At 71.6% G+C, this 26,087-nt stretch carries 15 protein-coding genes and 1 tRNA gene; 5 read left to right on the plus strand and 11 right to left on the minus strand.

Going from position 1 to position 26,087, the window contains the following annotated elements:
- Positions 1-56 precede the first annotated feature (56 nt).
- Positions 57-1,025 (minus strand): aldo/keto reductase, encoded by a 969-nt coding sequence (locus O7542_RS20750; RefSeq protein ID WP_166457288.1) that lies wholly within the window; start codon positions 1,023-1,025, stop codon positions 57-59.
- Positions 1,026-1,082: 57 nt separating this feature from the next.
- On the opposite strand from O7542_RS20750, the gene mgrA reads away from it, so the two are divergent.
- Positions 1,083-2,072 (plus strand): L-glyceraldehyde 3-phosphate reductase, encoded by a 990-nt coding sequence (gene mgrA, locus O7542_RS20755; RefSeq protein ID WP_113971954.1) that lies wholly within the window; start codon positions 1,083-1,085, stop codon positions 2,070-2,072.
- Between the two features lies 1 nt (position 2,073).
- Here the strand turns inward: mgrA and O7542_RS20760 are convergent, their stop codons facing one another.
- On the minus strand, positions 2,074-2,979 hold the full coding sequence (locus tag O7542_RS20760; protein WP_113971955.1) for a lytic polysaccharide monooxygenase: 906 nt from the start codon (positions 2,977-2,979) through the stop codon (positions 2,074-2,076).
- Positions 2,980-3,134: 155 nt separating this feature from the next.
- On the opposite strand from O7542_RS20760, the gene O7542_RS20765 reads away from it, so the two are divergent.
- Positions 3,135-5,567 (plus strand): DUF4153 domain-containing protein, encoded by a 2,433-nt coding sequence (locus O7542_RS20765; RefSeq protein WP_281605106.1) that lies wholly within the window; start codon positions 3,135-3,137, stop codon positions 5,565-5,567.
- A 35-nt stretch (positions 5,568-5,602) separates the two neighbouring features.
- Here O7542_RS20765 and O7542_RS20770 read toward each other — a convergent pair whose 3' ends face one another.
- The gene (locus O7542_RS20770) at positions 5,603-5,944 is read right to left on the minus strand and encodes a VOC family protein (protein ID WP_064447743.1); all 342 of its coding nucleotides are present in this window, start codon (positions 5,942-5,944) and stop codon (positions 5,603-5,605) included.
- The gene (locus O7542_RS20775; protein ID WP_281605107.1) at positions 5,941-6,885 is read right to left on the minus strand and encodes an AraC family transcriptional regulator; all 945 of its coding nucleotides are present in this window, start codon (positions 6,883-6,885) and stop codon (positions 5,941-5,943) included. The genes O7542_RS20770 and O7542_RS20775 overlap by 4 nt, the downstream gene beginning before the upstream one ends.
- A gap of 72 nt (positions 6,886-6,957) precedes the next feature.
- Between O7542_RS20775 and O7542_RS20780 the strand changes: the two genes are divergently transcribed.
- Positions 6,958-7,446 (plus strand): anthrone oxygenase family protein, encoded by a 489-nt coding sequence (locus tag O7542_RS20780; RefSeq protein WP_281605108.1) that lies wholly within the window; start codon positions 6,958-6,960, stop codon positions 7,444-7,446.
- A 94-nt stretch (positions 7,447-7,540) separates the two neighbouring features.
- On the opposite strand, the gene O7542_RS20785 is transcribed toward O7542_RS20780, so the two are convergent.
- The 5 genes from O7542_RS20785 to O7542_RS20805 form a co-directional block, all read right to left on the minus strand.
- Entirely contained in the window at positions 7,541-8,668 is a 1,128-nt protein-coding gene (locus tag O7542_RS20785) for a hypothetical protein (protein ID WP_281605109.1), read from the minus strand.
- Between the two features lie 63 nt (positions 8,669-8,731).
- A complete protein-coding gene (locus tag O7542_RS20790) occupies positions 8,732-15,397 on the minus strand; it encodes a polymorphic toxin-type HINT domain-containing protein (RefSeq protein ID WP_281605110.1) in 6,666 nt (2,221 codons plus the stop codon).
- 79 nt (positions 15,398-15,476) lie between these two features.
- Positions 15,477-19,829: a LamG-like jellyroll fold domain-containing protein gene (locus tag O7542_RS20795; RefSeq protein WP_281605111.1), complete on the minus strand. Its 4,353-nt coding sequence runs from the start codon at positions 19,827-19,829 to the stop codon at positions 15,477-15,479.
- A 1,282-nt stretch (positions 19,830-21,111) separates the two neighbouring features.
- A tRNA-Ala gene (locus O7542_RS20800) sits at positions 21,112-21,184 on the minus strand.
- A 90-nt stretch (positions 21,185-21,274) separates the two neighbouring features.
- Positions 21,275-21,865 (minus strand): YqgE/AlgH family protein, encoded by a 591-nt coding sequence (locus tag O7542_RS20805; RefSeq protein ID WP_069087487.1) that lies wholly within the window; start codon positions 21,863-21,865, stop codon positions 21,275-21,277.
- Positions 21,866-22,013: 148 nt separating this feature from the next.
- On the opposite strand from O7542_RS20805, the gene O7542_RS20810 reads away from it, so the two are divergent.
- Together O7542_RS20810 and mdlC are read left to right on the plus strand one after the other, a co-directional pair.
- On the plus strand, positions 22,014-22,814 hold the full coding sequence (locus O7542_RS20810) for an S-methyl-5'-thioadenosine phosphorylase (RefSeq protein ID WP_064447741.1): 801 nt from the start codon (positions 22,014-22,016) through the stop codon (positions 22,812-22,814).
- A gap of 109 nt (positions 22,815-22,923) precedes the next feature.
- Positions 22,924-24,516: a benzoylformate decarboxylase gene (gene mdlC, locus O7542_RS20815; protein WP_281605112.1), complete on the plus strand. Its 1,593-nt coding sequence runs from the start codon at positions 22,924-22,926 to the stop codon at positions 24,514-24,516.
- A 3-nt stretch (positions 24,517-24,519) separates the two neighbouring features.
- Here mdlC and O7542_RS20820 read toward each other — a convergent pair whose 3' ends face one another.
- Positions 24,520-25,464: a hypothetical protein gene (locus O7542_RS20820; RefSeq protein WP_043326369.1), complete on the minus strand. Its 945-nt coding sequence runs from the start codon at positions 25,462-25,464 to the stop codon at positions 24,520-24,522.
- Positions 25,465-25,505: 41 nt separating this feature from the next.
- Positions 25,506-25,928, minus strand: coding sequence for a hypothetical protein (locus O7542_RS20825; protein WP_043326371.1), 423 nt, complete (start codon positions 25,926-25,928; stop codon positions 25,506-25,508).
- Between the last annotated feature and the right edge of the window lie 159 nt (positions 25,929-26,087).

Here is a 26,087-nt window from a genome sequence, read left to right on the forward strand (position 1 = left end):
TAGCGCGCTCCGGTGACCGGCGGCGCCCGTCGCCACTGACGCCGCCGGAGCGCCGCTCACCTCCCGAGGCGGGCGCGGACCATCCGGGGCACCGCGGCCAGGCCGGTGACCGGGCGGAACGCGCGCGCGGCGGCGACCAGCGCGGCGTACTCGTCGTCGGTCAGGTCGATCTCGGCGGCGGCCGCGTTGCGTTCCATCTGCTCGACCCCGGACGCGCCGGGGATGGCCACCACGTTCGGGTGCCGCAGCACGTACGCGAGCGCGATCTGGCTCGGCGTGGCGTCGTGCGCGTCGGCGACCTCGCGCAGCGTGGCGATCAGCGCGGTGCCGCGTTCCAGGTTCTCCGGCAGGAAGTACGGGTTGGCCCGGCGTACCGCCCCGGCGGGCGGGTTCGTGGCGTCGTAGCGGCCGGAGAGGAAGCCCTGCGCCAGCGGCGAGTACGCGATGACGATCCGGCCGGCCTGCTCCGCGTACGGGATGAGGTCTTCCTCGGGGCCGCGGTCGATCATGCTGTAGCGGACCTGGTTGCTCAGCACCCGGCGGCCCAGCGCGGCCTCGGCGAACCGCCACCGGCGCAGGCCGTAGTTGCTGACGCCGACCTCGCCGACCAGTCCGACGTCCTGCAGCGAGCGCATGCCGCGCATGGTGGTGGTGTCGGCGACCACCGGGTTGGCCTGGTGCACCTGGTAGAGGTCGATGCCGTCGACGCCGAGCCGGGCGGCGGAGGCGACGGCGCGCTGCTGCACGACGGGGGCGACCGGCAGCAGCGGGAAGATCTTGCTGGCGACGACGACCTTGCTCCGGTCGTCGCCCAGCGCCGCGCCGAGGATGCGCTCGCTGCGGCCGAAGCCGTACAGCTCGGCGGTGTCGAACAGGGTGACGCCCAGGTCGAGCGCCCGCCGGACGATCTCGGCGGCGCGGCGCTCGTAGTCGGGGCCGTAGCCCCACTCCTTGGAGCCGAACTGCCAGGTGCCGAGGCCGATCTTGGAGATGGGCTTGGGGGTGTCGAGCTGCACGTAACGCATGTGGCCGAACGTACCCGCGCCGCTGCGGCCGCACTCCGCTGCGGACAGAATGGCCCCGTGACATACCTCGCCAGCGACGACCGTTACCACGAGATGATCTACCGGCGCAGCGGCCGGAGCGGGCTGAAGCTCCCCGTCATCTCCCTCGGCCTGTGGCACAACTTCGGACCGGACCGGCCCTTCGAGCGGCAGCGCGACATCGTCCGCCGCGCCTTCGACCTCGGCATCACCCACTTCGACCTGGCCAACAACTACGGCCCGCCGCCCGGTTCGGCGGAGGAGAACTTCGGCCGGCTGCTCGCAGGCGACCTGAAGCCGTACCGGGACGAGCTGGTGATCTCCAGCAAGGCCGGGTACCTGATGTGGCCCGGCCCGTACGGCGAGTGGGGCTCGCGCAAGTACCTGATCTCGTCGCTGGACCAGTCGCTGCGCCGCCTCGGGCTGGACTACGTCGACATCTTCTACTCGCACCGCTTCGACCCGGAGACCCCGCTGGAGGAGACGATGGGCGCGCTCGACGCGATCGTCCGCTCCGGCAAGGCGCTCTACGTGGGCATCTCCAACTACGACTCGGAGCAGACCGAGCGCGCCGCCGAGATCCTGCGCGACCTGGGCACGCCGCTGCTGATCAACCAGCCGTCGTACTCGATGATGAACCGCTGGACGGAGAGCGACGGCCTGCTGGACACGCTGGAGGGCGTCGGCGCCGGCTGCATCGCGTACAGCCCGCTCGCCCAGGGCCTGCTCACCGACCGTTACCTCACCGGCATCCCGGCCGACTCCCGGGTACGCACGAGCGTCTTCCTCAACGAGAGCGACCTCGACGAGGAGACGATGGCGACGGTCCGGGGGCTCGCCGCGGTGGCCGAGCGGCGCGGTCAGACGCTCGCGCAGCTCGCCCTCGCCTGGGCGCTGCGCGACCCGCGCATGACCAGCCTCATCATCGGCGCGAGCAGCGTGGCGCAGCTGGAGGGCAACGTGGCCGCGCTGGACAACCTCGACCTCGCCGGTGAGGACCTGGCCGAGATCGAGCGCCTGCTCGGCTGACTCACCAGACGCGGCGCCGCCCGGCGCGGTGGTTGCGGACACCGCACGGCCGTCCGGGCGGAGGGCCGCCGGCCCGGCTCAGCCGCCGTCCGACCACCGCCGCGGCGAGCAGCGCGACGACGAGCGCCGCCGCGCCGAGCACGAGCGGCCGGGACAGCGGTCCGCCGTCGGTCACCGTCGCCACCGGCACCGCCGGCTCGTCGTCGGTCGCCGCCCCGGCGAGGGTACGCGGAGGCGACGCGCTCGCCTCCGGCGCTGCCGGTGTCGCGTCCGGCTCACCGCGTGCCGCCCGGAAGATCACGTCCGAACAGGAGTAGTAGGTGTCCTGGGTGTCCGAGTTCTGCCAGATGACGTAGACGATGTGCCGGCCGGTGCGGTCGGCCGGCAGCCGCCCCCGCATCTCGTACGCGCCGGAGCGGATCGGCGGGTCGGTGACCTGAAGGAACGGCTTCTTCTCCAGGTCCGCCCAGGTCAGCCGCCGCTGCGGCGAGTACGAGCCGGTGGTGACGTAGAACCGGAACGTGCCCTGGTGCGGGATGGTGGTGCGGTAGCGGAACGTGTGCCGGGCGCCGGCGGTGAGCGTGGTGGCCGGCCAGTCCGCGCGCGGCAGGTCCAGCCCCCGGTACGCGGACAGCCCGCCGCTGCACAGTTCCCCGTCCGGAATGCGTTCCCGGTCCCGCCCGTCGACGCGGGCGACCCGGATGTTGTCCCACTCGCGTACCGCCGCTCCGGCGGCGATCGCGGCCCGGCACGCGGGCGTCCGCGCCCGGCCACCACCTTCCGGCCCGCACGCGGCGGCCCGGCTCAGCGGGCTGGTCGGCGCACCGTGCGCGCCGGCCGGCGTGGCGGCGAGCGGCACCGTCACGGCGACGGCGGCGAGCGCGACGAGCGCGCGGCGTGCGGCCATGTGATCGACCTCCCGCGCACTGGTACGGCCGCGAGACGTCAAAGGTTCGATCCGCGCCGATCGGCCGGGCCGACGTGACCGAACGGACAGACGGGGCGGCGGGGCGCATGTGGGGGGACCTAGAGTGACGAAACCCTGTGATCGAGGAGCGTCCCTTGCCCGAGCCGGAACCGTCCCCCGAGCCCTCCCGCGCCGCCCCGGCGAACGGGCCCCCCGCGGGCGACGTCCCACCTTCCCAGCCCTATCTGCTGGTGATGCCCAGCATGGAGGGCGCGCCCCCACCGGTGCCGTGGCCCGGCGCGGAGGGGCAGCCCGGCTGGGCGATTCCGGTCACCGTCCCGCCCGGCACCCAGGGGTACGCGCTGTTCCTCCCGCTGGTGCCGGCGGCCGGCCAGCCGAGCGCGGTGCCTGCCCAGGCGACAGCACCGGCCGTCGAACGCTCCCCGGTGGAGGATGCCGCCCTCTCCCCCACCACCGGCGACGTCGCCAAGACGCCGCCGACTTCCGCGGGCGCGGGCGTGTCCCCGGCCGGGGACGGTTCGACGGGGGCGGCTGATCATGGGGAGCCCGCCACCGCACCGGCCGACCGTCCGGCGGAGCCCGTCGCCGCCACGCCGGACACCGCTCCGGCGGCCCGGCCTGCCGCCACCCGAGCCGACGGAACCCCTTCGGCTGCCGAGGACGCCGCATCGGCGGGTCCGTCCTCCTCGGGCGCCGGCACGACGGCTCCGGCCACCGGTTCGCCTGCCACCCCGGGTTCGTCCCCGTCGGATGCGCCGAACCCGCAAGCCGGCTCCGGCACACTGGCCAGTTCGGGCGCACCGGGTGCGCACCCGCAGGCCGGTTCCGGCGCGCCCGGCACGCCGCACGCTTCCGGCCGGCCCGGGACCCCGAGCACGCCGCCGATCCCCGGCGCGTCGCCCGCGCTGATCCCCGGCGCGTCGCCCGCGCCGGTCACACCGCACGCTCCGGGGATGCCGCAGCCTCCCGGTCGGCCGGTGGGCGCGCCGCCGTACCCCGGTGTGGGGTGGACCGGCCATCCGCAGGCGCCGGTCTGGGCGCCGCGACCGCCGACGCCGCGGACCTCGTTCCTCGGCGCGCGGTGGCCCGGCCCGAAGGCGGCGACCGGCCGGGCCGTGCCGCTCGCGGTGCTGGCCGGCGCGGTCGGCGGCGCGGTCTTCGTGCCGCTGGGCCGGGTCGGCGTCGGCTGGTTCCTGGGGTGGCTCACGCTCACTGTCGCGGTGGTGCTGGCGATCCGGTCGAAGACCGCTGACCTGCCGCGCGCCGACCGGCTCATCCGGGCCGGGTGGGCGGCGGCCGCGCTGGCGCTGATGGCCGTGCCGGCGTTCCGCAACGCCTGGTGGCTCGTGACGTTCTGCGTGCTCGGCGCGCTGGGCTGCGCCACCCTCGCGATCGTCGGCGGACGGTTGGTGCGATCGATCCTGTTCGGCCTGGTCGCCACGCCGTTCGCGGCGTTACGCGGCCTGCCCTGGGTACGCCGGCACGTCACCGCCTCGGCGTCGGCGGCGACGGTGAGCAAGGTGACTGTCTCGGTGGTCGCCACGGTCGTGGTGCTCGTGGTCTTCGGCAGCCTGCTCGCCTCCGCCGACGCGGCGTTCTCCGAGGCGCTCGGCTCGCTCGTTCCCGAGACCGACATGGGTTCGGTGTTCAGCTGGGTGTTCCTGGCCGTGGTGGGCGGGCTGATCGCGGTGGCCGCGGTCTACACGCTCGCCGCGCCGCCGGACCTGTCCACCGTGGACAGGTCCGGCGAGCGGCGGATCGGCCTGCTGGAGTGGGCCCCGGCCATCGGCGCGCTCGTCCTGCTGTTCGCCGGGTTCGTGGTGGTGCAGTTCACTGTGCTCTTCGGCGGGCAGCAGCACGTGCAGCGGGTCGCCGGTCTCAGCTACGCCGAGTACGCGCGCAGCGGCTTCTGGCAGTTGCTCTTCGTCACGCTGCTGACGGTGGCGGTGCTCGGCGGCGTGGGCCGCTGGGCGCGCCGGGAGCGGCCGGTCGAGCGCGTCCTGCTGCGTGTGCTGCTCGGGCTGATCAGCGCGCTGAGCGTGGTGATCGTGGCGTCGGCGTTGTCCCGCATGTGGACGTACCAGAAGGTCTACAGCTTCACCGGCGAGCGGATCTTCGTGATGGCGTTCGAGATGCTGCTCGGCACGGTCTTCCTGATGATCATCCTGGCCGGCGTCCGGTTCAAGGGCCGGTGGATTCCCGGCGCCACCGTCGCGCTGGCCGTGACGATGCTGCTCGGCCTGGCGGTGCTCAACCCGGAGGACTACGTCGCCCGCCGCAACACGCTGCGGTACGAGCAGACCGGCAAGATCGACGCCTGGTATCTGCGGGCGCTGTCCGCCGACGCGACGCCGTCGCTGGCCAAGCTTCCCGATCCGGTACGCCGGTGCACGCTGAGCTGGATAGCCGACGACCTCGCCGAGCCCGACCCCTGGTACGCCTGGAACCTCGGTCGGCAGCGCGCCCGTAAGGCACTGGAGGAGGTCGGCCCGCAGGCGGTCGGCGGCCCGAAGGACTGCCGCCGGGCGGACCAGTTCGACCTGCCGAAGACGCGCGGCCCACGCTGACGTCGCCGACCGGGCCGCGGATCGCCGCGGCCCGGTCAGGCGGGGCCGCCGCCGAAGCCGATCTCGTTGCCGTCCGGGTCGTGGAAGATCGCCTTCCGGACGCCGTTGTCGTAGGTCTCCTGCGCAGCCGGCTCCAACCCTCGGGCGGCGATCGCCGCGAGACGGGAGTCGAAGTCCTCGACGAAGACAGTCTGCATGGCGTGACCGGCGTGGTCGGGCCGCACCTCGATGTAGAGGTAGCGGTGCTCGGCCAGCTCCCACACCGCCTCGTGGTCGTTGGGCAGGAACTGCGGCGGGGCGCCGAGCAGCCGCTCGTACCAGGCCGTCGACACGGCGATGTCATGGATCGGAACGCCGGCGAACAGGTCGACAGTCATCCGGCAAATCTAGCCGCGTCGACGTGCCCGCGTGGGCTCACGCCGTACCGGCGTTTGAACGCGGTGCTCAGCGCGAACGAGCTGCCGTAGCCGACCCGGCGGGCCACCGCGCCGACAGTGGCGCCGGGCTCGCGGAGCAGGTCGGCCGCGAGCGCCAGCCGCCAGCCCGTCAGGTACGCCATGGGCGGCTCGCCCACCAGGGCGGTGAACCGCCGGGCCAGCGCCGCCCGCGACAGCCCCACCTCGGCGGCCAGCGACGCCACCGTCCACTGCCGGGCCGGGTCGTCGTGCAGCATCCGCAGCGCCCGGCCGACCACCGGATCCGCGTACGCCCGGTACCAGCCGGGCGCGGCAGCCCCGGGCCGTGCGAACCACTCCCGCAGCGCGGCGATGAGCAGCAGGTCCAGCAGGCGGTCCAGCACCGCATCCTGGCCGGGGTCGTCCTTGACGATCTCGTCGGCCAGCAACGGCACGAGCGGAGAGTCCCAGGACTCACGGCGGACCACCGCCAACGGCGGCAGCGTGTCGAGCAGCCGCCGCCCGACAGCGCCCCGCACCGGGTACGTGCCGGTGAGCAACACGGTCCGGCCGTCCGGTCCGTTGCCCCAGGTGCGTACGCCCCACCGCGTCATCGCGAACAGCTCGCGCCCGTCCGGCGTGGTGCAGCGCTGCCCCGGGTGCACTACCACCTGCGGCGCCGTGGCCGGGTCGTCCGCCACCGTGTACGGGGCCGGGCCACGCACGATCGCCACGTCACCATCGCCGAGCCGCGCGGCCTCCCCCTCCTCCGGGACGATCCAGGCGTCCCCCCGCACCACGGCGACCAGCGTGAGCGGCGCCTCGTCCCGGATCAGCATCGACCAGGGCGGGGTGAGGATCGAGCGCAGCAGGAAGGCGCCCCGCGCCCGGGGACCGTCGAGCAGGCCGGAGACGGCGTCCACGGAGACGATTGAACACAGGATCGCGCGTCCTGGCCATGGGCCGTCTCACCGCGCGGCGGGTTCGATGGACACATGCGACTCGTACAACAACTGACGCTGGTCGGCGCCACAGTCGGGGCCGGGCTGATGGCGGGCCTGTTCGCCGCGTTCGCGTACGCGGTGATGCCGGCGCTGCGCGGCGCGGACGACCCCACGTTCGTGGACGCCATGCAGCGCATCAACGTCACCATCGTCAACGGCTGGTTCCTACTGGCCTTCCTGGGTACGCCGGTGCTGGCCGCGCTCGCGGCGGTGCTGGCATGGCGCGGGGCGGTCCGGCCGGCGCTGCCGTGGATCGTCGTCGGGCTTGCTCTCTACCTGGTGATGTTCGTCGTCACCGTGGCGGTGAACGTGCCGCTGAACGACGCGCTCGCGGCGGCTGGTTCCGCCGATCCCGGTGCGGCGCGCGAGCGCTTCGAGTCCGCCTGGGTCACCTGGAACCTGGTCCGGACGCTGGCGAGCACGGCCGGTTTCGGCGCGCTGTGCTGGGCGCTGGCGCTCGTCGGGCGGGCGGCCGGTTGAGCGGATTCCGGCCGGTTCAGCCCATTGCCGGCACCACCCGGATTGCTGGCACACCGCCGTTCACCAACTCACACCACCGGTGGGCCGGCGGTCATCAGCGGGGGCCGAAGACGGTGCCCAGCTTGGACAGCCGAGCGTTGTCCAGCTCCCACTGCAGCACGGTATCGAGCGTGTCGAGTGCCCGCCCCTCGACCGATGCCTTTGTACTCTGCAGGCCGTCGACCACCTCGGGCAGGGCCGCCACCACCGCTGCGGTGGCGGTCCGCATGGGCTCTTCGGCGCCGTCTGCCACGGCCCGGATCAGGTTCACCACCGGGATGCGGGCGGTGCCCGCGTACCGCCCCGCGACCCGCTCCAGGCCGGCCGGCATTCCGGCCCCCGCCTCCCGCGTGGCCGCGGACAGCCCGGCGAGCAGGAACTCGGCCAGTTCACTGCGGCCCACGGCGAGACCGGGCAGCACCGCCGCGACCGCGGCCCGGGTCGCCGTCTCCACGGGCGTCTCGGCACCGCCGTCTTCCGGGGCGTCCGCTTGGTAGGCCAGCCGCCGCCGACCCGCGGTGCTCATCTGGAACAGCACCATGAGCGTCATCGCCCGGTAGAAGTCGCTTACCCCCGCGGCACCTGCCAGCGCGGCCAGCCGCGGCACCGCCCCCGGGGTGGCGGGCACCACCGAGCCCTGCGGGAACGCGTCGCTCGCGATCGCTGCGATCAGGTCGCCCACACCGTCGAAGGTGCGGCCCTCGAAGGGCACCACCTCGGCGGCCGCGCGAAGATCGGCGGCAGGACGACGGAAACCGCCGCACTTGAGTCCGGGAGGCGCGGGCAAGGACGGCGCGACGGCTGCCTGCCCGCCGACGAGCTCCGCGCGGATCCGGTCGGCCTCGGCCCGGTCGAGCTCGTGCACGAGGCCCTCCCGGGAGAAGCGCTCGATCGCCTCGTCCGGAAACTGGCCACACGCCGAGTTGACCTGCCCGCCGTACTTCCGGGCAATTGCCGCAACGGCCTTCTTCTCGGCCGGTGAGACCTCCAGCGGACCCTCATAGGGCGGGTCCACGGCCAGCGAGTGAACTCGCCACCAGCCGGCGAAGCGACCCTCCAGCGGGTCGGTCGGCACCTCCCGTACCGCGACCAGCAGGTGGCCGCGCTCGGCCAGCTTCTCGGCGACGGCATGGGCCGAGACCTCATCCGGCACCGACACGACGAAGCGCATCTCACGAATCACGGCGGCATTCTATCGACGATGGGTCGGGCTGCCCGGCGCCACAAACGCCGGGCAGCCCGGTGCTCAGAGCAGCAGGGTGCCGCCGTTCACCTTGATGCCATACAGTGAGCCGTTGCGGTAGATCTCGAAGCCGCGCTGCCCCTTCGGGTATTTCTTCTTGCCGCCCGCCGCGGGAACCGCCTGCCGCCACTTCGAGCGTCCGGTGAGTCGGCCGCCGCGATCCCGGATCGAGTTTTCACACCAGGGACAGACGTTGCGACTCGCCGCGCCGTGCAGCGGCTCGTACTTCGAGTCCACAGCGTGCTTCAGGGCGTTCATCTCGGCGTGCAGGTCGTCGAAGTTGACCGCTTCTTCCTCGTTGCCGCGCAGCGCCGCCCTCTGCGCCGCCGTCAGTCCCTTGCCGTTGGCCGCGACCACGTCGACGTAGGTGACCGTGCCGTCCGGCAGCACCTTCTTGCTGCGAACGATCGCCGTCGTGCCGAGCTTCCACTGGAAGTAGCCAGCCGCCGTGCCGTCCCGGCGCAGGTCGTGCAGCTCCTTGGCTCGGTGCTCGAGGATCGAGCAGGCTTCCGCGTTGTGAACCAGGACCGGCGTGCCACCGGCGACGACGTAGTACGTGTCGATGTCGTCGACGTCGAGGTTGTGCACCGTGGCGACGGCACCGTAGGCGACCACCGCGATGACCGTGACGCGGGCGCCGTCCGGCGTGAGCAGCTGCATGCCCGCCTTCAGCACGCCGGCGTCCAGCCACTTCCGCTCGTCTTCCACCCAGATCGGGTGGCCGTCGGTGGCGGTCACGGTGCCGTCGTCGACGCCGTCGCCGTCGGCGTCGATGGTGATCTTCACGAGCTGCTTGTCACCGGTGCCCGTGATCAGTGACGTGACGGGGCGGATGCCGTCCTCACCGGTCTCCGGGTTCCGCGCGACGACCTGATCATCCAGGTCGACGTCCTCGATCGGCTTGGTGCTGCCGTCGGCCATCAGCACCCGCGTGCCGGGCAAGAAGCTGTTGCAGCCCTTGGAGAAGACACCCTTCGCGGCGTTCTTCAACGACCCGATACCTCGTGCGGCGTTCTTGGCCTGCCGGACGCCGGGAACCATGCCGGCGATGCCCGACGCACAGCCGCCGACGTCACCACCCACACAGGACTTGGCCGTGTCGATCGCTCCGGCGACGGCCGCCACCGCACCGGCCGCCGCAGCGACCACCTGCGCGGGCGGGGGCAACACCGCCGCGACCATCGCCACGGTGCCGGCCACCGACGCGATCGTGCCGGCGTTGTCGACCACCGCCTTGGTGGCCGCCTTGGCGCCGTTCGCCACCGCACTGGCCGTCTTCTGGATGCCATTCTTGATGGCACCCCAGAACAGGCCGTCCGGGTCGGAGAACGTCGTCGGGTTGTTGTTCGAGTACGCGTACGGGTGAAGCCGTTGCGGGTCGTGCTCGTCGATCTCGGGGTCGACCGAGATGAACGCGCCGGTTCTCGGGTCGTAGTACCGGGCGCCGAGCAGGGTCAGTCCGGTCGGATCGTTGATGCCGCCCACGAACCCGCGCTGGCCCGAGGGCCACTGCGGGGTCGGCGATCCGTCGCGCGGGTTGCCGTACGGGTCGTTGTACTTGATCGTCGCGGCCCGGGTGACCGAGTTGACCGCCCAGGTCGCGGAGTCCTGGGCGTCCGACGCCAGCCAGATGATGTCGCCCTTGCGGCTGGTGGTGTCGGTCCGTGACGCGATCGTGTCACCCGCGTGCTCGTAGTACCGCGTGGCGCTGGTGTTCGCCGGCGACGAGGTGTACTCGTTGCCGAACAGGAAGGCGGTGGCCGCCCCCGTCGGGTCGATCCGCGCGATGCGGTTGCCGTCGACGTCGTACACCATCGTGGTGTCGCCCTCCGGCCCGCTGATCTTGGTCAGCTTGCCGTGCGGACTCCACTGGAACGTCTCGGTGCGGTCGCCCACCTTGCGGTACTTCAGGTTGCCCCGCTTGTCCCAGTCGTAGTGGTCGACCTGCTCACCGGTCGTAATGGTGCGCACGCCGTGCGGCTGGGCACCGGCCGCGTACCCGTAGATCGAGCTCTTGTCGGTGAGCTTGTCGCTGGTGGTGGTCCGCGACCCGTGTTCGTCGAACGCCCAGGTCTTCCAGTACGGCGCCTTGCCACCCGCAGCGGTCGGGCCGGCGCACTCGGTGGCCACCTGCGTCCAGGCCTCCGTCAGGCGACGCAGGTGGTCGTAGGTGAAGCACTGGACGTCTTCCTCGCCCGCACGCGGGTTCTTGTCCGCGTCCACCGGCCGGTTGGCGACCGAACGGACGTTTCCGACCTCGTCGTAGTCGTACGTGACCGCGGCCACGTTCGGCACGCTGCCGTCGCGGTCGAACCGGAACTCCGACAGCCGCCGGGTGGCGTCGTCGTAGACGTAGTTCTGGTACGCCTGCGGCTTGTCCCCGACCGGAGTACCGAGCCAGCGGTTGAGCACCTCGCCGTACGGCGAGTAGGTGGTCCGGTCGACGTACGTGCGGGTGGTGCCGGACGGCGAGGAGGTGCCCGCCAGCTTGACCACGTTGCCGAGGTCGTCGTACGTGCGGGTCAGGCCCTCCTTCTCCATCGGGCCGATCTTCGGCAAGCTGGAACGCAACGGCAGGCCGTTCGCGGTGTACGTGTACGTCGCGACGTAGGTGCCGGCGAGCCCTGTCAGCCCCGGCATCGCCGGGATGGTGACCTCTTCGTCGACGACCTGGTACGCGTCGCTGTACTCGAAGATCTCCTTGGTGAAGGAGTGCCCGCCGACGATCGAGGTCGACTTGCTGAGGTGTCCCTTCGCGACAGTGTCGTAGGTCCACTCCGCCGCCTTGACGCCGTTGAACAGGCGCTGCTTCTGGCGGCCCAGGTCGTCGTAGGTGGTCGAGACCACGTCGCCCTCGGCGTCGATCGACTTGGTGACGTCGTCGCCGTTGTTGTACTCGAGCACCGTGGTGCCCTTGTCCGGGTCGACCGTCTTGATCTCACGACCGCGCAGGTCGTACTCGTACCGCCAGGTGAGGGCCCCCTTCACCACGGTCTCGACGTCGCCGCGCGGCGTGTATGTGTACGACGTCTTGTCGAACGCGCCCTCCGGCTCGGGCCCGTGGAACTCCCGCTCCTCGATGACGTCGCCGTCGACGTTCTCGATGGTCGCGGTCGCGGTGCCGCCCTTCGGCGGCGTGACGGCCACCTGCCAGCCCGCCGAGTTTCCGCCGTACGCCGTGGTGGTGCCCCACTTGCGGACATTGTGCGACCAGAGCGCCTCCTCCACGACGCGCCCCAGCCGGTCGTAGGTCGACACGGTCCGGCTGCGGTCCTCGCCCGGTGTGATGTTCACCAGTCCGGTGCCCGGCCTGCCGAGGGCGTAGTTGCCGTCCGACTTGTACTCGACCTGGCCGCGGTCGTTGTAGCCGGTGCCGGTGACCAGGCGGGCGTCCTTGCCGTCCTTGTCCTTCTGCGCGTCCTCCTGGACCTGCACCGACCGGTAGAGCGAGTCGAACAGGCCGATCTCGCTGATCTGGTTGTTGTTCGGGCCGAGCCGCTTGGTGGTCACCGCCAGCGGCCCGTTGTTGCGGACCAGGTAGGAGAACTCCAGGTTCGGCGTGGCGGTCCTGGCTCGACCGGGCAGCCAGACCTTCGCCAGCCGGCCCATCGGGTCGTGCTCCAGGTCGGTGCGCTTGTTGTTGGCGTCCAGGATCGAGGTGGGCGTGGCCCACGCCGGGTTCTGGTCGGTGATCACCTCGTGTTCGAGTGGGTTGCGCGTCCGGGTCTGGGTGACCGGGCCGGGACCCGCCGGGGTGTAGTACGTCTTGCTGGTCTTGCCGAGCGAGTCGGTGTTGCTGGTCGGCCGGCCCAGCGCGTCGAAGGCCGCCCGGGTGGTCACCGTGTACTTCGGCGCGCCGTCCATCCACTCGTCGAGCGTGTCGACTCGGGTCGCCCTGCCCTTGCTGGGCACCGCGCCATGTGTGTCCGACCCGTCGTAGTAGGTCTTGACGTCGGCGACGACGTCGGCCGGCCGGGACACCGTCGCGCCACAGGCCTTGGACACGGTCTCGCTCCGCGACACCAACCCGCGCAACCAGAGGGCGTCGTTCTGCACGTACGTGTTACGGGTGCACGACTCGTCGCCGGTCTTGCTTGTGTCGCCCAGTTCGTACGCGACCTCGGCGTAGCCCTCGTCGTCGTACGTCGTCCGGGTCTCGCTCTGCTCCCAGGTGCCGGGGGCGAGCAGGCGGCGCTCCTTCTTCACCGACGGGGCGATCTTGTACGCCCGGTCCGATCCGCCGGTACGCGTGCGGGTCGCGGTCTGCTTGACCCAGTACGACGTGATCGACGATTCGACGACCGCGGTGCCGTCGAGCGAGGCCACCTCGAGCGTAGAGCCGGCGAGCGCGGGCTGGTCGGTGTAGCTGTTGCCGGCCGAGTCGATGACCTGCACGCTGCGGGTCTTGTCGCCGGGCAGCGGCTGGTCGTCGAGGCCACGGAAGAACTGCTTGCGGGTGACCAGCGGAGCCTGCGTGCCGCCGACCGTGGCGGTCACCCGGGAGTAGCCCCGCCACTGACCGTAGGTGCGGTGCTTCTTCTTGGTGAACTCGCCGTCGTCCCAGCCCCAGAGCACGTTGGTATTGGTGCCCTCGTTCGAGTACGCGTAGCGGGTGGTCACCGGCGGCTGGCCGGCGGTGTTCTCGTACGTGGTGACCTCCTTGACCACGTACTTGCGGAACCAATCCCTGGTCGGGTCCCAGTAGCCGTCCGGGGTCCAGTACACCGGGTAGCAGAGCCGGCTGTTGTTCTCCACAGCCGGCAGGTCGTTCGCGTCGCAGTCGGCGTCCGAGTAGCTGACGAAGATGTCCGCGCCGGACTCGGTGCGGATGTTCTGGACCCGCCAGCGGGAGAAGAACTCTGTTCCGGCGATCGCGTTGACCTGGTTGGCCAGCTCGACGCCGGTGAACACCACCGGCGGGTCGGTGACGGTGCCACCGACGTGCCCGGCGTGCGTGATCGACTTGAGCCACAGCGACGCGGAGCGCGCCGCCTTGGGCGCCTTGAACTCCTGGTCGAGCGTCCATGACTCGACCGGGTCGAACCCGGTCGCGCTCGTGCGGATCTGAGTGGTGATCTTGGTGAGCCGCTTGATGGAGTAGAAGACCGGCGCGAGCTTGTCGGTGCACGGCTCGGCGGTGCACTCCTTGTCCCACGGCACGTCGGGCCAGTTCGCGGTGACCGGCTTGCCGTCGGAGTAGCACTCGGTCGCAAAGCACCGGTCCGCTGTGCTGAAAATGATCCGGCCGGTGGCCGCGACGTCCGGGTACGCCGTGTGCAGGCCGTACTCGATGCGCTCGAGGTTGCCGCCGCGGTCGAACGAGACGCGGTTGCTCTTGTCGCCGGCCGCGCCGTAGTGCCCGGTCTCCTTCTTGTAGAAGTAGCGGGTCATGTTGCCGTGGACGTCGATCTGCTTGTCCAGCAGCCAGCGCCAGACCTGCTGACAGGACGAGTCCTTGAACACGTCGGCGTGGCAGTCCTCGCCGTCGTGGTTGCCGAAGACCGGCACCGACCACCGCGAGTTGGACGTGGCGACCTCGGCGGCGAAGAAGTTACGGGTGCCGTCCGGGGTCGTGATGATCCACCGTTCGGTGGTCGCGGTGCCCTTCTTGGCGGGCGAGCCCTCCAGCTGCACCTTCCAGTTGGCGTCCGCGGCGGGCCGCCAAGTGCCCGTCGCGTCGTCCTTGACCAGCGCCGTGTTCGTTCCGCTCAGCGAGACGGTGATGTTCGGCGACTTGTCCTTCCAGCACTGGTCGAGAGTCTTCTTGTCCTTGTTGTTCGGGTCTTTGCCGGCGACCTTGTCCACGTCGTCCTGGCAGGTGACGTAGCTGCGCTCGATGTAGCCGGGGGTGTAGTCCCAGCCGTCGCCGGCCCAGGACGCCTGGTTGTTGTTGCCCGCCATCCGGCCGTCGACCATCTGCGACGAGTAGTTCAGCGCGACGTCCGGCACCGGGCCGGGCGCCGGAGGCACCTTGATGGCATTCGAGTAGTTGAACGCCCCTGAGCTGTCGCCGGCCGTCCACGAGCCGGACGCCTGCAGGTCGCTGGCCTTGTAGTCGCCCTCACCGGACTCGGTGTCCGCGGAAAGGGCGAGCATGGTCGGCCCCGCCGCCGTCAGCGCCATCGGCGCCGCCAGCGTCGTCGCCTGCTTCGCCGTCTTCAGCGGCACCGCGTCCTGGCACTCCGCCTTCTGCGGGGTCGTCGCCGCGCACGCCGGCAAACGGCTGAGGTTGAGTCGGCCCGCCCAGCCGCCGCCGTACATCTGGCTGAAGCTGTCGATGTCGACCTCGGTCTCCACGTCGCCGGGCTGATCGCCCTCGACCGCGAGCACCGGGCCGCTCAACCCCAGCTTGGTGGACTGATCCTCAGGCAGGGACGTGACCCGCACCCGGTCCGGCGCTTTCTTGCCGGGTATGGCCTTGACCCGCACCGTGATCGAGCCAGCCTTGCCCTCGACCGCGCGGCCGGCGGCGCCGGCCAGGACGATCTCGGTGGAGCCGGCGGCGGGCCAGCGGCCCTTCTCCGGCCCCTTCCAGGCGCCGCCGTCGGCGGGCAGCGGGACCGGGTCGACCTTGACGGTGCCGAAGTTGGTGGCGGCGACGGACTGGCTGTCCCGCTCGCCGTCCAGCGCCTCGGCGACCCAGTTGTAGGTCAGGAAAGAGGTCAGCATCAAAGCCGAGGCAGCCAGGGCGAACCCGCGCCGGTCTGATGAGAAGAACTTCTTTTTCTCAGTCATGAACGTTCTCCGGTCAGGCGTGGGCGAAGGTGCCGAAGAGGTCGGGGTCGACCGTCGAGGTCCAGACGCGGACGTCGTCGACGATGCCGCCCAGGTAGTTGGAGCGGGTCCCGCCGGTCAGGGCGAGACAACCGACTCGAAGCGGGGAGGATCCAGACCACAGCGAGCCGGTCAGCGTGGTGCCCTCACCCTGCGGCTCGCCGTCCACATAGAACGTGAGCTTGTTCGTCAGCCCATTGAAGACCGCCGCCACGTGCGTCCATGCGCCGGCCGCCGGGGCGGCCAGCGAGCGCACCTCCGCGGTCGGCGCGTCAGCGGAGTCACCGCCGGTCATCACCACCCGCAACCGGCCGACGCCGGCCGCGTACTCGATGAGGAAGCGGTGCTTGACGCTGCCCGACTGCGACAGCACGGTGCGGTCGCCGGTCAGGTCGTCCAGCGATACCCAGGCGGCGACCGAGAACGACTCGTTCGCCTGAATCACCGGCGCATTGGTCTCGGCGCACGAGCCCTCGTCGAGGGCCAGGCCCAGCGCGCCGTTGCGGCTGGCGAACCGGTCCTGCTCCCAGTGCGGCTCACCGGAGGCCATCGAGAGGTGCCTGGCATTGCCGGAGCGGTCTTCCAGGTTGGTCGGCTCCTCGGCACGCGGCCCCTCCAGCGGGTACCAGGCCTGCACACTGACCGGCGGGTTGGCGTTCTTCACGGCGGCAGCCGCGGCGTCGGTGAGCGCGCCGCGCCACACTTTCACATCGGTGATCGCGCCTCGGAAGAAGTCGTTGCGCGCGCCGGCGTACTTGGCGCAGCCGAGGCTGAGCACACCGGACGCGTTCCAGTTCGCGCCGGTCGACCGCACCACGGACGCCGCCTTCGCGCCGTTCACGAACAGCGACATCGTCTTGGTGGTGGCGTTGTAGGTGGCGGTCAGGTGCGTCCACTTGCCCACCGTCGCGGCGAACGCGTCGGTGCTGCCGCCCGCCCACTCCGAGGTCGAGGTCTCGGAGTCGGAGGCCTTCATCATGAGCGCCCAGAACGGTACGCCGGCAGCGTTCGTGCGGGCGCCGAGAAACAAGCCGCTGACCCGGTTGCCGTCGGTGCCGATGATCGTCTGGTTCATCGCGCTCGGGTCGTCCAGACGGGCCCAGACGGCGAGCGTGAACGACTCGTCGCTGCGGATCACGCTGTGCTGCGTGGTGGCGCACCGGTCACCGCTGACGTACCAGGCGGAGCCCGGCCGGCCGTACGCGTCGTCGGTCCACTCCATGGGAACCGTCGGTGCCGGCGTCGGCTCGGGGGTCGGTTCCTCGGACGGATCCGGCGACGGCTCCTCGGTCTCCTCAGGCACCTCGGGACTACCGGTCGGGTCCGGCTCGTTCGGGTCGCCGGTCTCGGTCGGCTCGGGCGTCGGCTCCTCGCCCGGCGGCGGGGTCGGGCCACCGCCCGGGCCCGGATCGGGTGCCGGGTCGTCGGTGACCTCGGGCTCCGGGGTTGGCTCGGGCGTAGGCGGCGTCGCCGGGGCGGGCACGGTCAGCGTGTGGCCGTGGTTGCTGGCGTCGTCACCGGTGCCGCGTAGCTTCCAGGCCGCAGCGACACCGGCCGGCAGTTCGTCGCGCGCCGCGGCGATCTGCGCGTCGCTGAGCAGGCCGCTCCACATCGCGACGTCGTCCACCGCGCCGATCAGATGCTCATTGATCACACCGGCGGTACCGCCGCAGCCGACCAGGGTGCGGGCGGTGCCGCGCCACGGCAGGGCGCCGATCGCGGTGGTCGCCTGTACTGCGCCGTCCACATAGAGCCGCATCGTCTTGCCGACCGGGTCGACCGTGGTCGCCACATGCTGCCAGCCGTTGAGCGGCGGGGAGGTGGTGCCGCGGGCGATCGTTGAGGTTCCCGTAGCCGAGTCGGCGTTGGTGATCGCCGTCTGCCAGCGGTCACTGGCCTGGTCGTAGGAGAGCGCGAAGGCCGGCGCGTTGGTGCCGGTGACGGCCAGCACGGTGCGGTTCGACCCGGCCGCCTTGCTGGTCAGCTTGACCCAGGCCGTGGCGGTGAACGCCGCGTCACTGCGCACCACCGGAATCGTGGTGGCGCAGCCCGTACCGGTCAGGTCGAGCGCGGTGCTGCCGTGGTTCAGCCGGTCCGCCGAGTACGTCGGCGTGCCGGAGACCGTCCACCGCAGGTCCTTCGCGGTGGACGCCTCACTGGTGTTGCCCTCGTCGTCGATGGTGCCGGAGTCGTCACGCAGGTTGCTGGTCATCCGCCAGACGGCCATCGGCTCGACCGGCGTGACCCGCCCGGTGAAGATGTTGTAGATCGCCCGCGACGAAGAGTTGAGGGCGTTGTCCCGGGCCCACACGTAGATCTGTGTCAGCCCGCTGTCCGCGGTGAAGGTGACCTCCGCCTTGCCGGCCGACGCCGTGACGTTCGACGACTTCACGTCGACGCCGATGCCGTAGTCGAAGCGCTCGACGCCGGAGAGCGCGTCGGTCGACGAGAAGGTGAGGGTCACCGGCTTGCCCAGCTCGGGCGTCGGGGTGCCGGCCTTGCGGGCGATCACCGGCAGGGTGGGCGGCGTGTGATCCTGCCGGAAGTAGCAGGTCTTGCTCCAGCCGGTCTTGTCCGTGCCGTCGGTGGCGTAGACCCTCCAGTTGTAGCTGCCGTCCGCGAGCACCGGGGTGGTCCAGGTCGCTTCCTTGCCCGAGGCCACCGCGGCGGAGGTGTAGTCGGCCGGCGCCGTCGGGCCGTTCACGTCGAAGACGAGCCGCACCGAGTTGTCGGCGTCGGTTGCCGTGGCGTACAGGGCCGGGGTGCTGTCGTTGATCCAAGGACCGGGCGAGGCGGCGCAGTTACCGCCCGGCGCGGTGCGCACCGGCACCGGCGAGGTCGGCTTCGACTGGTACTCGACGACCAGCTTGATCTTGCCGCGCTCGGCCTTGACCCAGTGGCCGCCGCTCTCGGTGGGCACCCGCAGGCCGAACGTGATGGTGCTGTAGTTCTCGTCGGCATGCCGCTGCACGTGGGTCTTCACACCGCCCGCGTTGAACTTGACCCAGGCCGGCTTCTGGCCGCTGCAGCCGCTGTTCACCTTGACTGTCTTGGTATGGATCGCCTTGCCGTGCAGCCACTTGCCCTTCATGCCGTTCCAGGTCGGGGTGTTGCCGTCGATGGCGTTGGTCTGCCAGAGCGCCAGCGACTCACCGGCGCACCAGGCGCTGTGCGTCAGGTAGGCGTCGACGCTGGGCGTATTGATGACCCGCTTGCCCCTGAGCGCGCTGATGTCGAACTGCATGTGCGCGCGCCACACGTCGCCGTAGTTGTCGTAGTTGGACCCGATCCGGATGACCTCACGCGGCCAGGCGTCGCCGGAGACCCACTTGGTGTCCGGCCGGGAGTCGTTGACCGGAATCCACTTCGCGTAGTACTTCGAATAGGTCGGGTCGATGTAGACAGGGAACGTCGACTGCGCGGACAGCAGATCCTCGTCGACGCTCACCGTCAGCCTCTTGCCGGCAACCCGTACGTCCAGGTCGGACCGGCGGGCGAACTCGCTCGGAGCCTCGGCGGTGGACGGCTCGGCCACCCGCGGTGGGGCGAGGCCCTCGGGATCCTCCCGGCGCAGCGCGGCGGTCTGCGGGTCACGGACCTGCCGGGTCGAATCCCAGGCCATCGCCTTGGGAGCGCCGGCGATCACACCGGCCGGGCCCTTGATGACGATCTCGTCGTTGGTCTCGGTCACGGTCGCCGAGCCGCCGATGACGTAGGCCGTCTCGCGCACCTCGGGGTTCGCGGCAGCCTCGGCGTTCTTCACTACGAGCACGTGCGAGAAGCCGCCGGGCACGGCACGCACCACCAGGTCCACGCCCGGGTGAACCTCCGGGTACGTGACCGAGTCCTCGCGCACGACGCCGGCCGGCAGCGGCGCGGGCCAGGTCAGCGTGAAGTCGGCGCCACCCTCGCGGTAGGTCGCCAGCGGGCCGGTGCCACCGGTCGAGAACGACACGTCGGCCGCAGCCCTGGGCCGGAACCGGCCGTCCGCGCCGCGCTCGAGGTTCGTGTCCAGCGCGATCCAGCGGTCGTTTCGCTCGACGCGCTGCGGCTCGAGGTAGGTCTCCATAGAGAAGTCGCCGCTGGGCAGGGCGACGACCTTGGTGGTCTCATCGGCTTCGGCGAGGACCTCGACGGGCTTGTCACAGAGCTCCGCGAGGCGCTGTGCCGCCGCCTCGGTCTCGGCAGCCGGCTCACTCTCGGCGACCACTCCGGACGGACAATCCGCAGCATGAGCGGCGGTAGGTGGTGATGTAACGACTGAGAGTAACGTCGCCAGGATCGCCAAAGTGGCGCCCTGCGCGATGCGGGCGTGCGCCATCGTCATTTGTGTTGCTCCCCCGTGAACCATGCGATGAAGTCGTTCTCGCGCAGGGTTCAGCGGTTGCCCATCTGCCCCCGTACGGCAAAGCGCGTGGGCAGATGGTAGGAGCCAATGGTGACCTTGGTCAATGAACTTTCACCTGACTGGCGCTGCCCCTCGGTCAGATCCTCGCCCAGGCAAGTCGTGACAGTGTCTGACGTGTGGGGCTTGAGGTAGAAGCGCCGCTGTTGGTGGCAGCAAGGCCGCGCTGCCATCATCGCTGGTCTCGTCACTGTCCTGCGTACCGGCTCTGCTACCTGCGACACCGACCGCAACACCGACCGCCGCCAACCGGCATCACGCCCGCGACAGCACCCGCCCGCTGGCATTGTTCGGCACCTAACGACTTTGCCGGGGCCGTGGTCCCAAGCCGGGCAACACTCGTGCTCGACGACGTCTTCGACGACTCGCACTCCGTCACGGGGCTTCCAACGCCGTACGGGAACTGCACAAACGCAGCAGCGAAGTGACCATGCATGGTCGGCCGTCCGCTGTGCTGGTCTCGGTGGAGGACTTGAAGCGTCTGGAGGAACGGGTCGCGGTTCTCGGGGATGCTGGCACCCTGTGGCGGCCGGCCGACTCGACGCGGAACGTGCCGAGGTGAAGAGGTGTCTGCCCGCCCTCCCGCGGAGATCATTCGCGCCCGTCGCGCCTCGGTCGCGTAAGGCCCCGGCCGTCACTGTGGCCTCGTACGAGTTCATGACCGGGCCGTTGGCGCGAAACCCTGCCGGGTCGGGAAGCGTCTGCTGCCGCCATTGTCAGATCGATTCAGCGCCCGGCGAAGCACCTATCGGATCATCTACCGCATTGACGATGACATTCACACCGTCACTGCTGTGGAAGTGCTTATCGAATTGACGTGTACCGCCCATGACGCCCCTGGCTCCGTGCCCGATCGCGACAGGCATTCAGTGCGGTAGGTGCCGTGTCGATGAGTGTGGCTGACCAGGCTGCGGCCCTTGAGGCTCAGGTGGCGCAGCATCCGGACGAGCCACCGAAAAACTCGATCGACCGCTACCACACGGCAAATCGAAAACGGCACCATGGACGACGCCACCGCCGGACCCCGCATCCGCGAACTCCGCCAACGACTCGCTCAATTCCAAGCCCGTCATCGCCGAAGTCCGATTCACCGACCAGGGAGTCGTACCCGCGTTCAAGATCCCCGCCGACACGACAATGCCCCCGCCCGAAACGGACGGGGGCACCTCAGGAGTACCACCGGTTCGCACAACGGTGCGATCGGTGGAGCCGAGGGGACTCGAACCCCTGACCCCCACACTGCCAGTGTGGTGCGCTACCAGCTGCGCCACGGCCCCTTGCGGTCGTACCCGGTCGCCCGGGCACGGGAAGAACTATACACACGCCGCCCCGCATGGTCATCTCGCGGGGGTCCCCCACCGAGGGGGTCAGTTCAGTGCCACATCCGGCGGGAAGTGGGCCACCGCCGCCATCATGCCGCCCTGCCGGCGCAGCACCATCGGCCAGAGATCATCCGGCCGGTCGACGAAGGCGTCACCGGGCAGCGCGTCGAGCACGAACCAGGAGCCCTCCTCGATCTCGCGCTCGACCTGTCCGGCGCCCCAGCCGGAGTAGCCGGCGAACACCCGGATCCCGCCGACCGCCTCGCGCAGCTTCTCCGGGTCGACGGAGAGGTCGATGGTGCCGACCGCGCCGGAGACGCGGTGGAAGCCCTTGATCGGCCGGACGGGGTGCCGCATCCGGGCCAGGCAGATGGCGGAGTCGGGCTGCACCGGGCCACCCTCGAACAGCACGGCCGGGTCGCGGGCCAGGTCGCTCCAGTCGCCGAGCACGTCGGCCACCGAGACCTCGGTGGCGCGGTTCAGCACCACCCCGAGGGCGCCGCCGGGTTCGTGGGCGACGAGCAGCACGACCGTACGGTCGAAGTTCGGATCCTTGAGCCCTGGAGTCGCGACCAGCAGTCGTCCGGTCATCGACTCCATGGCTCGGCCACCGATCGCCTGCCCCTCACTCTGCATGTCCGACACCCGTCAGCCGTGCGCCCGTACGGGCCCGAGGCCGTCGACCGTCCATCCTGTCAACGCCATGTCACGCACCATAGCCTGCGTCCGGCCCGCTGGTTAAGGTCTGACGGCGGGTGATCACGACGGATCGAGGGAGGGTCGGATGGCGGCGCAGGCCGAACTGGCGGTGATCGGCGGGTCGGGTCTCTACGCCCTGCTCGACGGGGTGGAGCACGTGGTGGACACCCCGTACGGCGAGCCGTCGGGCCCGATCACCGTCGCCGAGGTGGGCGGTCGCCGGGTGGCGTTCCTGCCCCGCCACGGGCGTGATCACCGCTACCCGCCGCACCTGATCCCCTACCGAGCGAACCTGTGGGCGCTGCGGTCGCTGGGCGTACGCCAGGTGCTGGCGCCCTGCGCGGTGGGCGGCCTGCGGCCGGAGCTGGGTCCGGGCACGTTCGTGGTGCCGGACCAGTTGATCGACCGCACCAGCGGGCGCGTGCAGACGTACTACGACCGGGGCGCGGTGCACGTGTCGTTCGCCGATCCGTACTGCCCGGTGGGACGGCGCACGCTGCTGGACACGGCGGCCGGGCGGGGCGTGCCGGCGGTGGACGGCGGGACCGTCGTGGTGGTCGAGGGTCCGCGCTTCTCGACCCGGGCGGAGTCGCGCTGGTTCGCCTCGATGGGCGGCACGATCGTCAACATGACCGGCCACCCGGAGGCGGTGCTGGCCCGTGAGCTGGCACTCTGCTACACGTCGATCGCGCTGGTCACGGACCTGGACGCGGGCGTCGAGGCGGGCGAGTCGGTCACCCACGAGGAGGTGTTCCGGGTCTTCGCGGAGAACACCGACCGGCTGCGCGGGCTGCTGCTGGACGCCGTGGCGGCGCTGCCCGCCGAGCGGGAGTGCGGGTGCGGGCACGCGCTGGACGGGATCAAGCTGCCGTTCCCGCTGCCCTGAGCGCGGGAAGCGCCCGAAAAGTCGGCCTCGGCCCGATAGATTCGGCTGGTCGGGGGACCGGGCACCGGGCCGTCTCCGGCATCCGCGTGGAGGACGGAGGCAGCCGGCGATGGCGACGGTGCGGGAGGCGACCTACGACCTGCTGCGCGCGCTCGGGCTGACCACGGTCTTCGGCAACCCGGGCTCGACCGAGGAGCCGTTCCTGCAGGAGTTCCCGGCCGACTTCCACTACGTGCACGCGCTGCAGGAGGCGTCGGCGGTCGCGATGGCCGACGGCTACGCCCAGGGCACCGGCCGGCCCGCGCACGTCAACCTGCACACCGCGCCGGGCACCGGCAACGGCATGGGCAACCTGGTCACCGCCTGGCACAACCGGACGCCGCTGATCGTCAGCGCCGGCCAGCAGACCCGCGAGATGCTGCTGATCGAGCCGCGCCTGGCCAGCCCCCGGGCGGTCGAGCTGGCCCAGCCGTACGTCAAGTGGGCCCACGAGCCGGCCCGCGCGCAGGACATCCCGGCGGCCTTCATGCGGGCGTACGCCTCGGCGGTGCAGCCACCGGCCGGGCCGGTCTTCCTCTCCCTGCCGATGGACGACTGGGACCGCCCGGCCGACCCGCCGCCGCAGGTGCGTACCGTCGCCACCCGGATCGCGCCGGACCCGGACCGGCTGCGGAGCTTCGCCGACGCGCTGGCCGCCGCCCGTGCCCCGGCGCTGGTGCTCGGCGCGGCGGTGGACCGGTCGGACGCCTGGCCGGACGCGGTGGCGCTGGCCGAGCGTCTGGCCGCCCCGGTCTGGGCCGCCCCGGCGCCGGAGCGGGCCGTGTTCCCCGAGCGGCATCCGCACTTCCGGGGCGTGCTGCCGTACGCGATCGGGCCGCTGTCGGAGGCGTTGCGCGGCCACGACGTGGTGCTGGTGGTGGGTGCGCCGGTGTTCCGCTACTACCCGCACGTGCCGGGCGACTACCTGCCCGGCGACGCGCGGCTGCTGCACGTCACAGACGACCCGGACGAGGCGGCGCGCGCCCCGGTCGGGGACAGCCTGCTCGGCGACGCCCGCCTGACCATGGCCGCGCTGTGCGAGCTGCTGCCGGCGACCGACCGTCCCGCGCCGTCACCGCGCCCGCAGCCGGCCCCGCCGGAGCAGGCTGACCCGCCCAGCGCCGACGCGTTGTTCGCCGCGCTGGCCGCCGCGTGGCCGGCGGACGGGGTGCTGGTGCAGGAGTCGCCGTCCAACCTGGCCGCGCTGCGCCGCCGGCTGCCGATCGAGCGGCCGCTCTCGTACCTGACGATGGCCAGCGGCGGGCTCGGCTTCGGGCTGCCGGCGGCGGTCGGCATGGCGCTCGCCGAACGCGACACCGGGCGCGGCCGCCCGGTGGTCGCGGTGGTCGGCGACGGCTCGTTCCACTACTCGGTCCAGGCGTTGTGGACGGCGGCGCGGCTGCGCCTGCCGCTCGCCGTCGTGGTTCCGGTGAACCAGCAGTACGCGATCCTGAAGGCGTTCGCCGAGCTGAAGCACACCCCTGGTGTGCCGGCGCTGGATCTGCCCGGGTTGGACGTGACGGCGGTGGCGCACGGCTACGGCTGCGCCGGTGCGGTGACCACGCTGGACGGGCTCGGCACCGCGCTCGACGCCGCATTGGCCGCGGACCGGCCGACGGTGCTGCCGGTGCCGATCAGCACCGACGTGCCACGGATCCTCTGAGACTCAGCCGGGCTGGACGATCAGCGGGGCGCCGCTGGCGGCGTCCAGCACGGCCCGGCCGCCGAGCGGCGCGTCGAGCGTGACGCTGACCGGCTTCAGCACGAGCTGCGCGGTGCAGACGCCGGTGGAGGCGATCACGGCGCCGCCGATCACCACCACGTCCGGCCGTTCCAGCACGAGCGGGGTGGGCGGGCCGTCGCAGGCGCCGACGCCGAGCACGTAGTCGATCCGGTTGCCGTCGACCGCCCGCAACTGCTGAGCGGACACCAGGCCGGCCGGGAGCGGCCGGGTGGGCACCGCGCCGCCGGGCGCCCGGCCGGTCACGCGCGGCGCGACGGCGATCCGGGCCACGGGTACGGCCAGCTCGTCCACGGTGAACAGCCAGGCGGGCGCGTCGGCGCGGCCCCGGCTGGTCCACACCGGCGCGCTGCCCAGCCGTACCTCGGTCACTGTGAGCGGGACGCACGGCGTCGGCGCCGAGGTCGACACCGGGTCGTTCGGGCCGGGCCGTCCGGTCGGTGCCGGGTCGGGCGCGGCGGGGCGCCCGTCGCAGGGCGGCGGGTCGCCCTGGCGGAGCTGGGCGTACGCGTCGGCGGCGCTGACCAACGGCACCCGCAGCGTGCCGTCGGGGAACCGGATCGTGCCGTCCTTCGGCACGGCGGCCGGGATCGGGATCTGGTCCCGGTACCAGCCCGCTCCGAACGCCACCTTCGTCTCGTCGGTGAAGCCCGGGTCGCCGGTGAGCACAGTGGCGTCCTGGAGCGGCACGTACCCGTCGCGCCAGCCCGGCCCGGGCCGCCAGCCGGCGGCGACTTCCTCGGCCCGCTCGGTGAACGCGGGCCGCTGGTCCGGGCCGGTGGGCGGCGTCCGGACGGGAGCGGCGCCGGGCGTGGCGCAGGCGGAGAGGGTCAGCAACGAGATCCCGAGCAGGGCGAGCACGCGACGCATACCGGTTGGACGCCGGCCCGTCCCGGCCGGTTCCCCCGGACTCAGTCCTCGCCGCCGAGGTCGGCCTGGTACGCCTCCCAGAGCAGGTCGGCACCGTGGCGCCGGTGCCGGTCGAGCGCGCGCAGCAGGTCCACGGTGCGGGCCCGCACCTGGGCGGCGGACGCCCCGGGCAGCCGGACCGTGTGCTGGAGCGCGGCCAGCGCCGCCAGGATCGCGGCATGCTCGGCGACCAGCAGGCGTACGCCCCGGTGCAGCCGCGGCGCGGCGCGCACCAGGTCGGCGTAGTGGCCTCCCGGCCCTTCGGTGACGCGGACGTGTTCGGTGAAGCCCCGCCGGACCGGGTCGAGGTCGGTGAGCAGGCGCTCCCGCCAGCGCGGACCGCCGGTGGCCCGGGCGAGGGCGCGCAGGTCACCGGGAGCGGTGGGGAGCACGGAGATCGGCTGCTGGATCGGACTGGTGACCATGGGACACCTCCCGCTGCTGGGCGAACCCGTATGGCGATGGTGGACCCGGTACGCGGCGCTGTCCAGCGCTGCGACGCGCCTCATCTGCCGCATTGGCACCATCTGCCCCGGCTGGCTCAGAGGCCTCAGACGACTGTGCGCCCCGGTCCTCGTGGACCG

It is taken from the genome of Micromonospora sp. WMMC264 (assembly GCF_027497275.1).
GTDB classification, from domain to species: domain Bacteria; phylum Actinomycetota; class Actinomycetes; order Mycobacteriales; family Micromonosporaceae; genus Micromonospora; species Micromonospora chalcea.

Excerpts from the sequence above, each read along its gene's own strand:
- O7542_RS20750 (WP_166457288.1), bottom strand. The coding sequence starts at position 1,025 with ATGCGTTACGTGCAGCTCGACACCCCCAAGCCCATCTCCAAGATCGGC.
- O7542_RS20760 (WP_113971955.1), bottom strand. The coding sequence starts at position 2,979 with ATGGCCGCACGCCGCGCGCTCGTCGCGCTCGCCGCCGTCGCCGTGACG.
- O7542_RS20770 (WP_064447743.1), bottom strand. The coding sequence starts at position 5,944 with ATGACTGTCGACCTGTTCGCCGGCGTTCCGATCCATGACATCGCCGTG.
- O7542_RS20780 (WP_281605108.1), top strand. The coding sequence starts at position 6,958 with ATGCGACTCGTACAACAACTGACGCTGGTCGGCGCCACAGTCGGGGCC.
- O7542_RS20790 (WP_281605110.1), bottom strand. The coding sequence starts at position 15,397 with ATGCTGACCTCTTTCCTGACCTACAACTGGGTCGCCGAGGCGCTGGAC.
- O7542_RS20795 (WP_281605111.1), bottom strand. The coding sequence starts at position 19,829 with ATGACGATGGCGCACGCCCGCATCGCGCAGGGCGCCACTTTGGCGATC.
- O7542_RS20805 (WP_069087487.1), bottom strand. The coding sequence starts at position 21,865 with ATGCAGAGTGAGGGGCAGGCGATCGGTGGCCGAGCCATGGAGTCGATG.
- O7542_RS20810 (WP_064447741.1), top strand. The coding sequence starts at position 22,014 with ATGGCGGCGCAGGCCGAACTGGCGGTGATCGGCGGGTCGGGTCTCTAC.
- mdlC (WP_281605112.1), top strand. The coding sequence starts at position 22,924 with ATGGCGACGGTGCGGGAGGCGACCTACGACCTGCTGCGCGCGCTCGGG.
- O7542_RS20820 (WP_043326369.1), bottom strand. The coding sequence starts at position 25,464 with ATGCGTCGCGTGCTCGCCCTGCTCGGGATCTCGTTGCTGACCCTCTCC.
- O7542_RS20825 (WP_043326371.1), bottom strand. The coding sequence starts at position 25,928 with ATGGTCACCAGTCCGATCCAGCAGCCGATCTCCGTGCTCCCCACCGCT.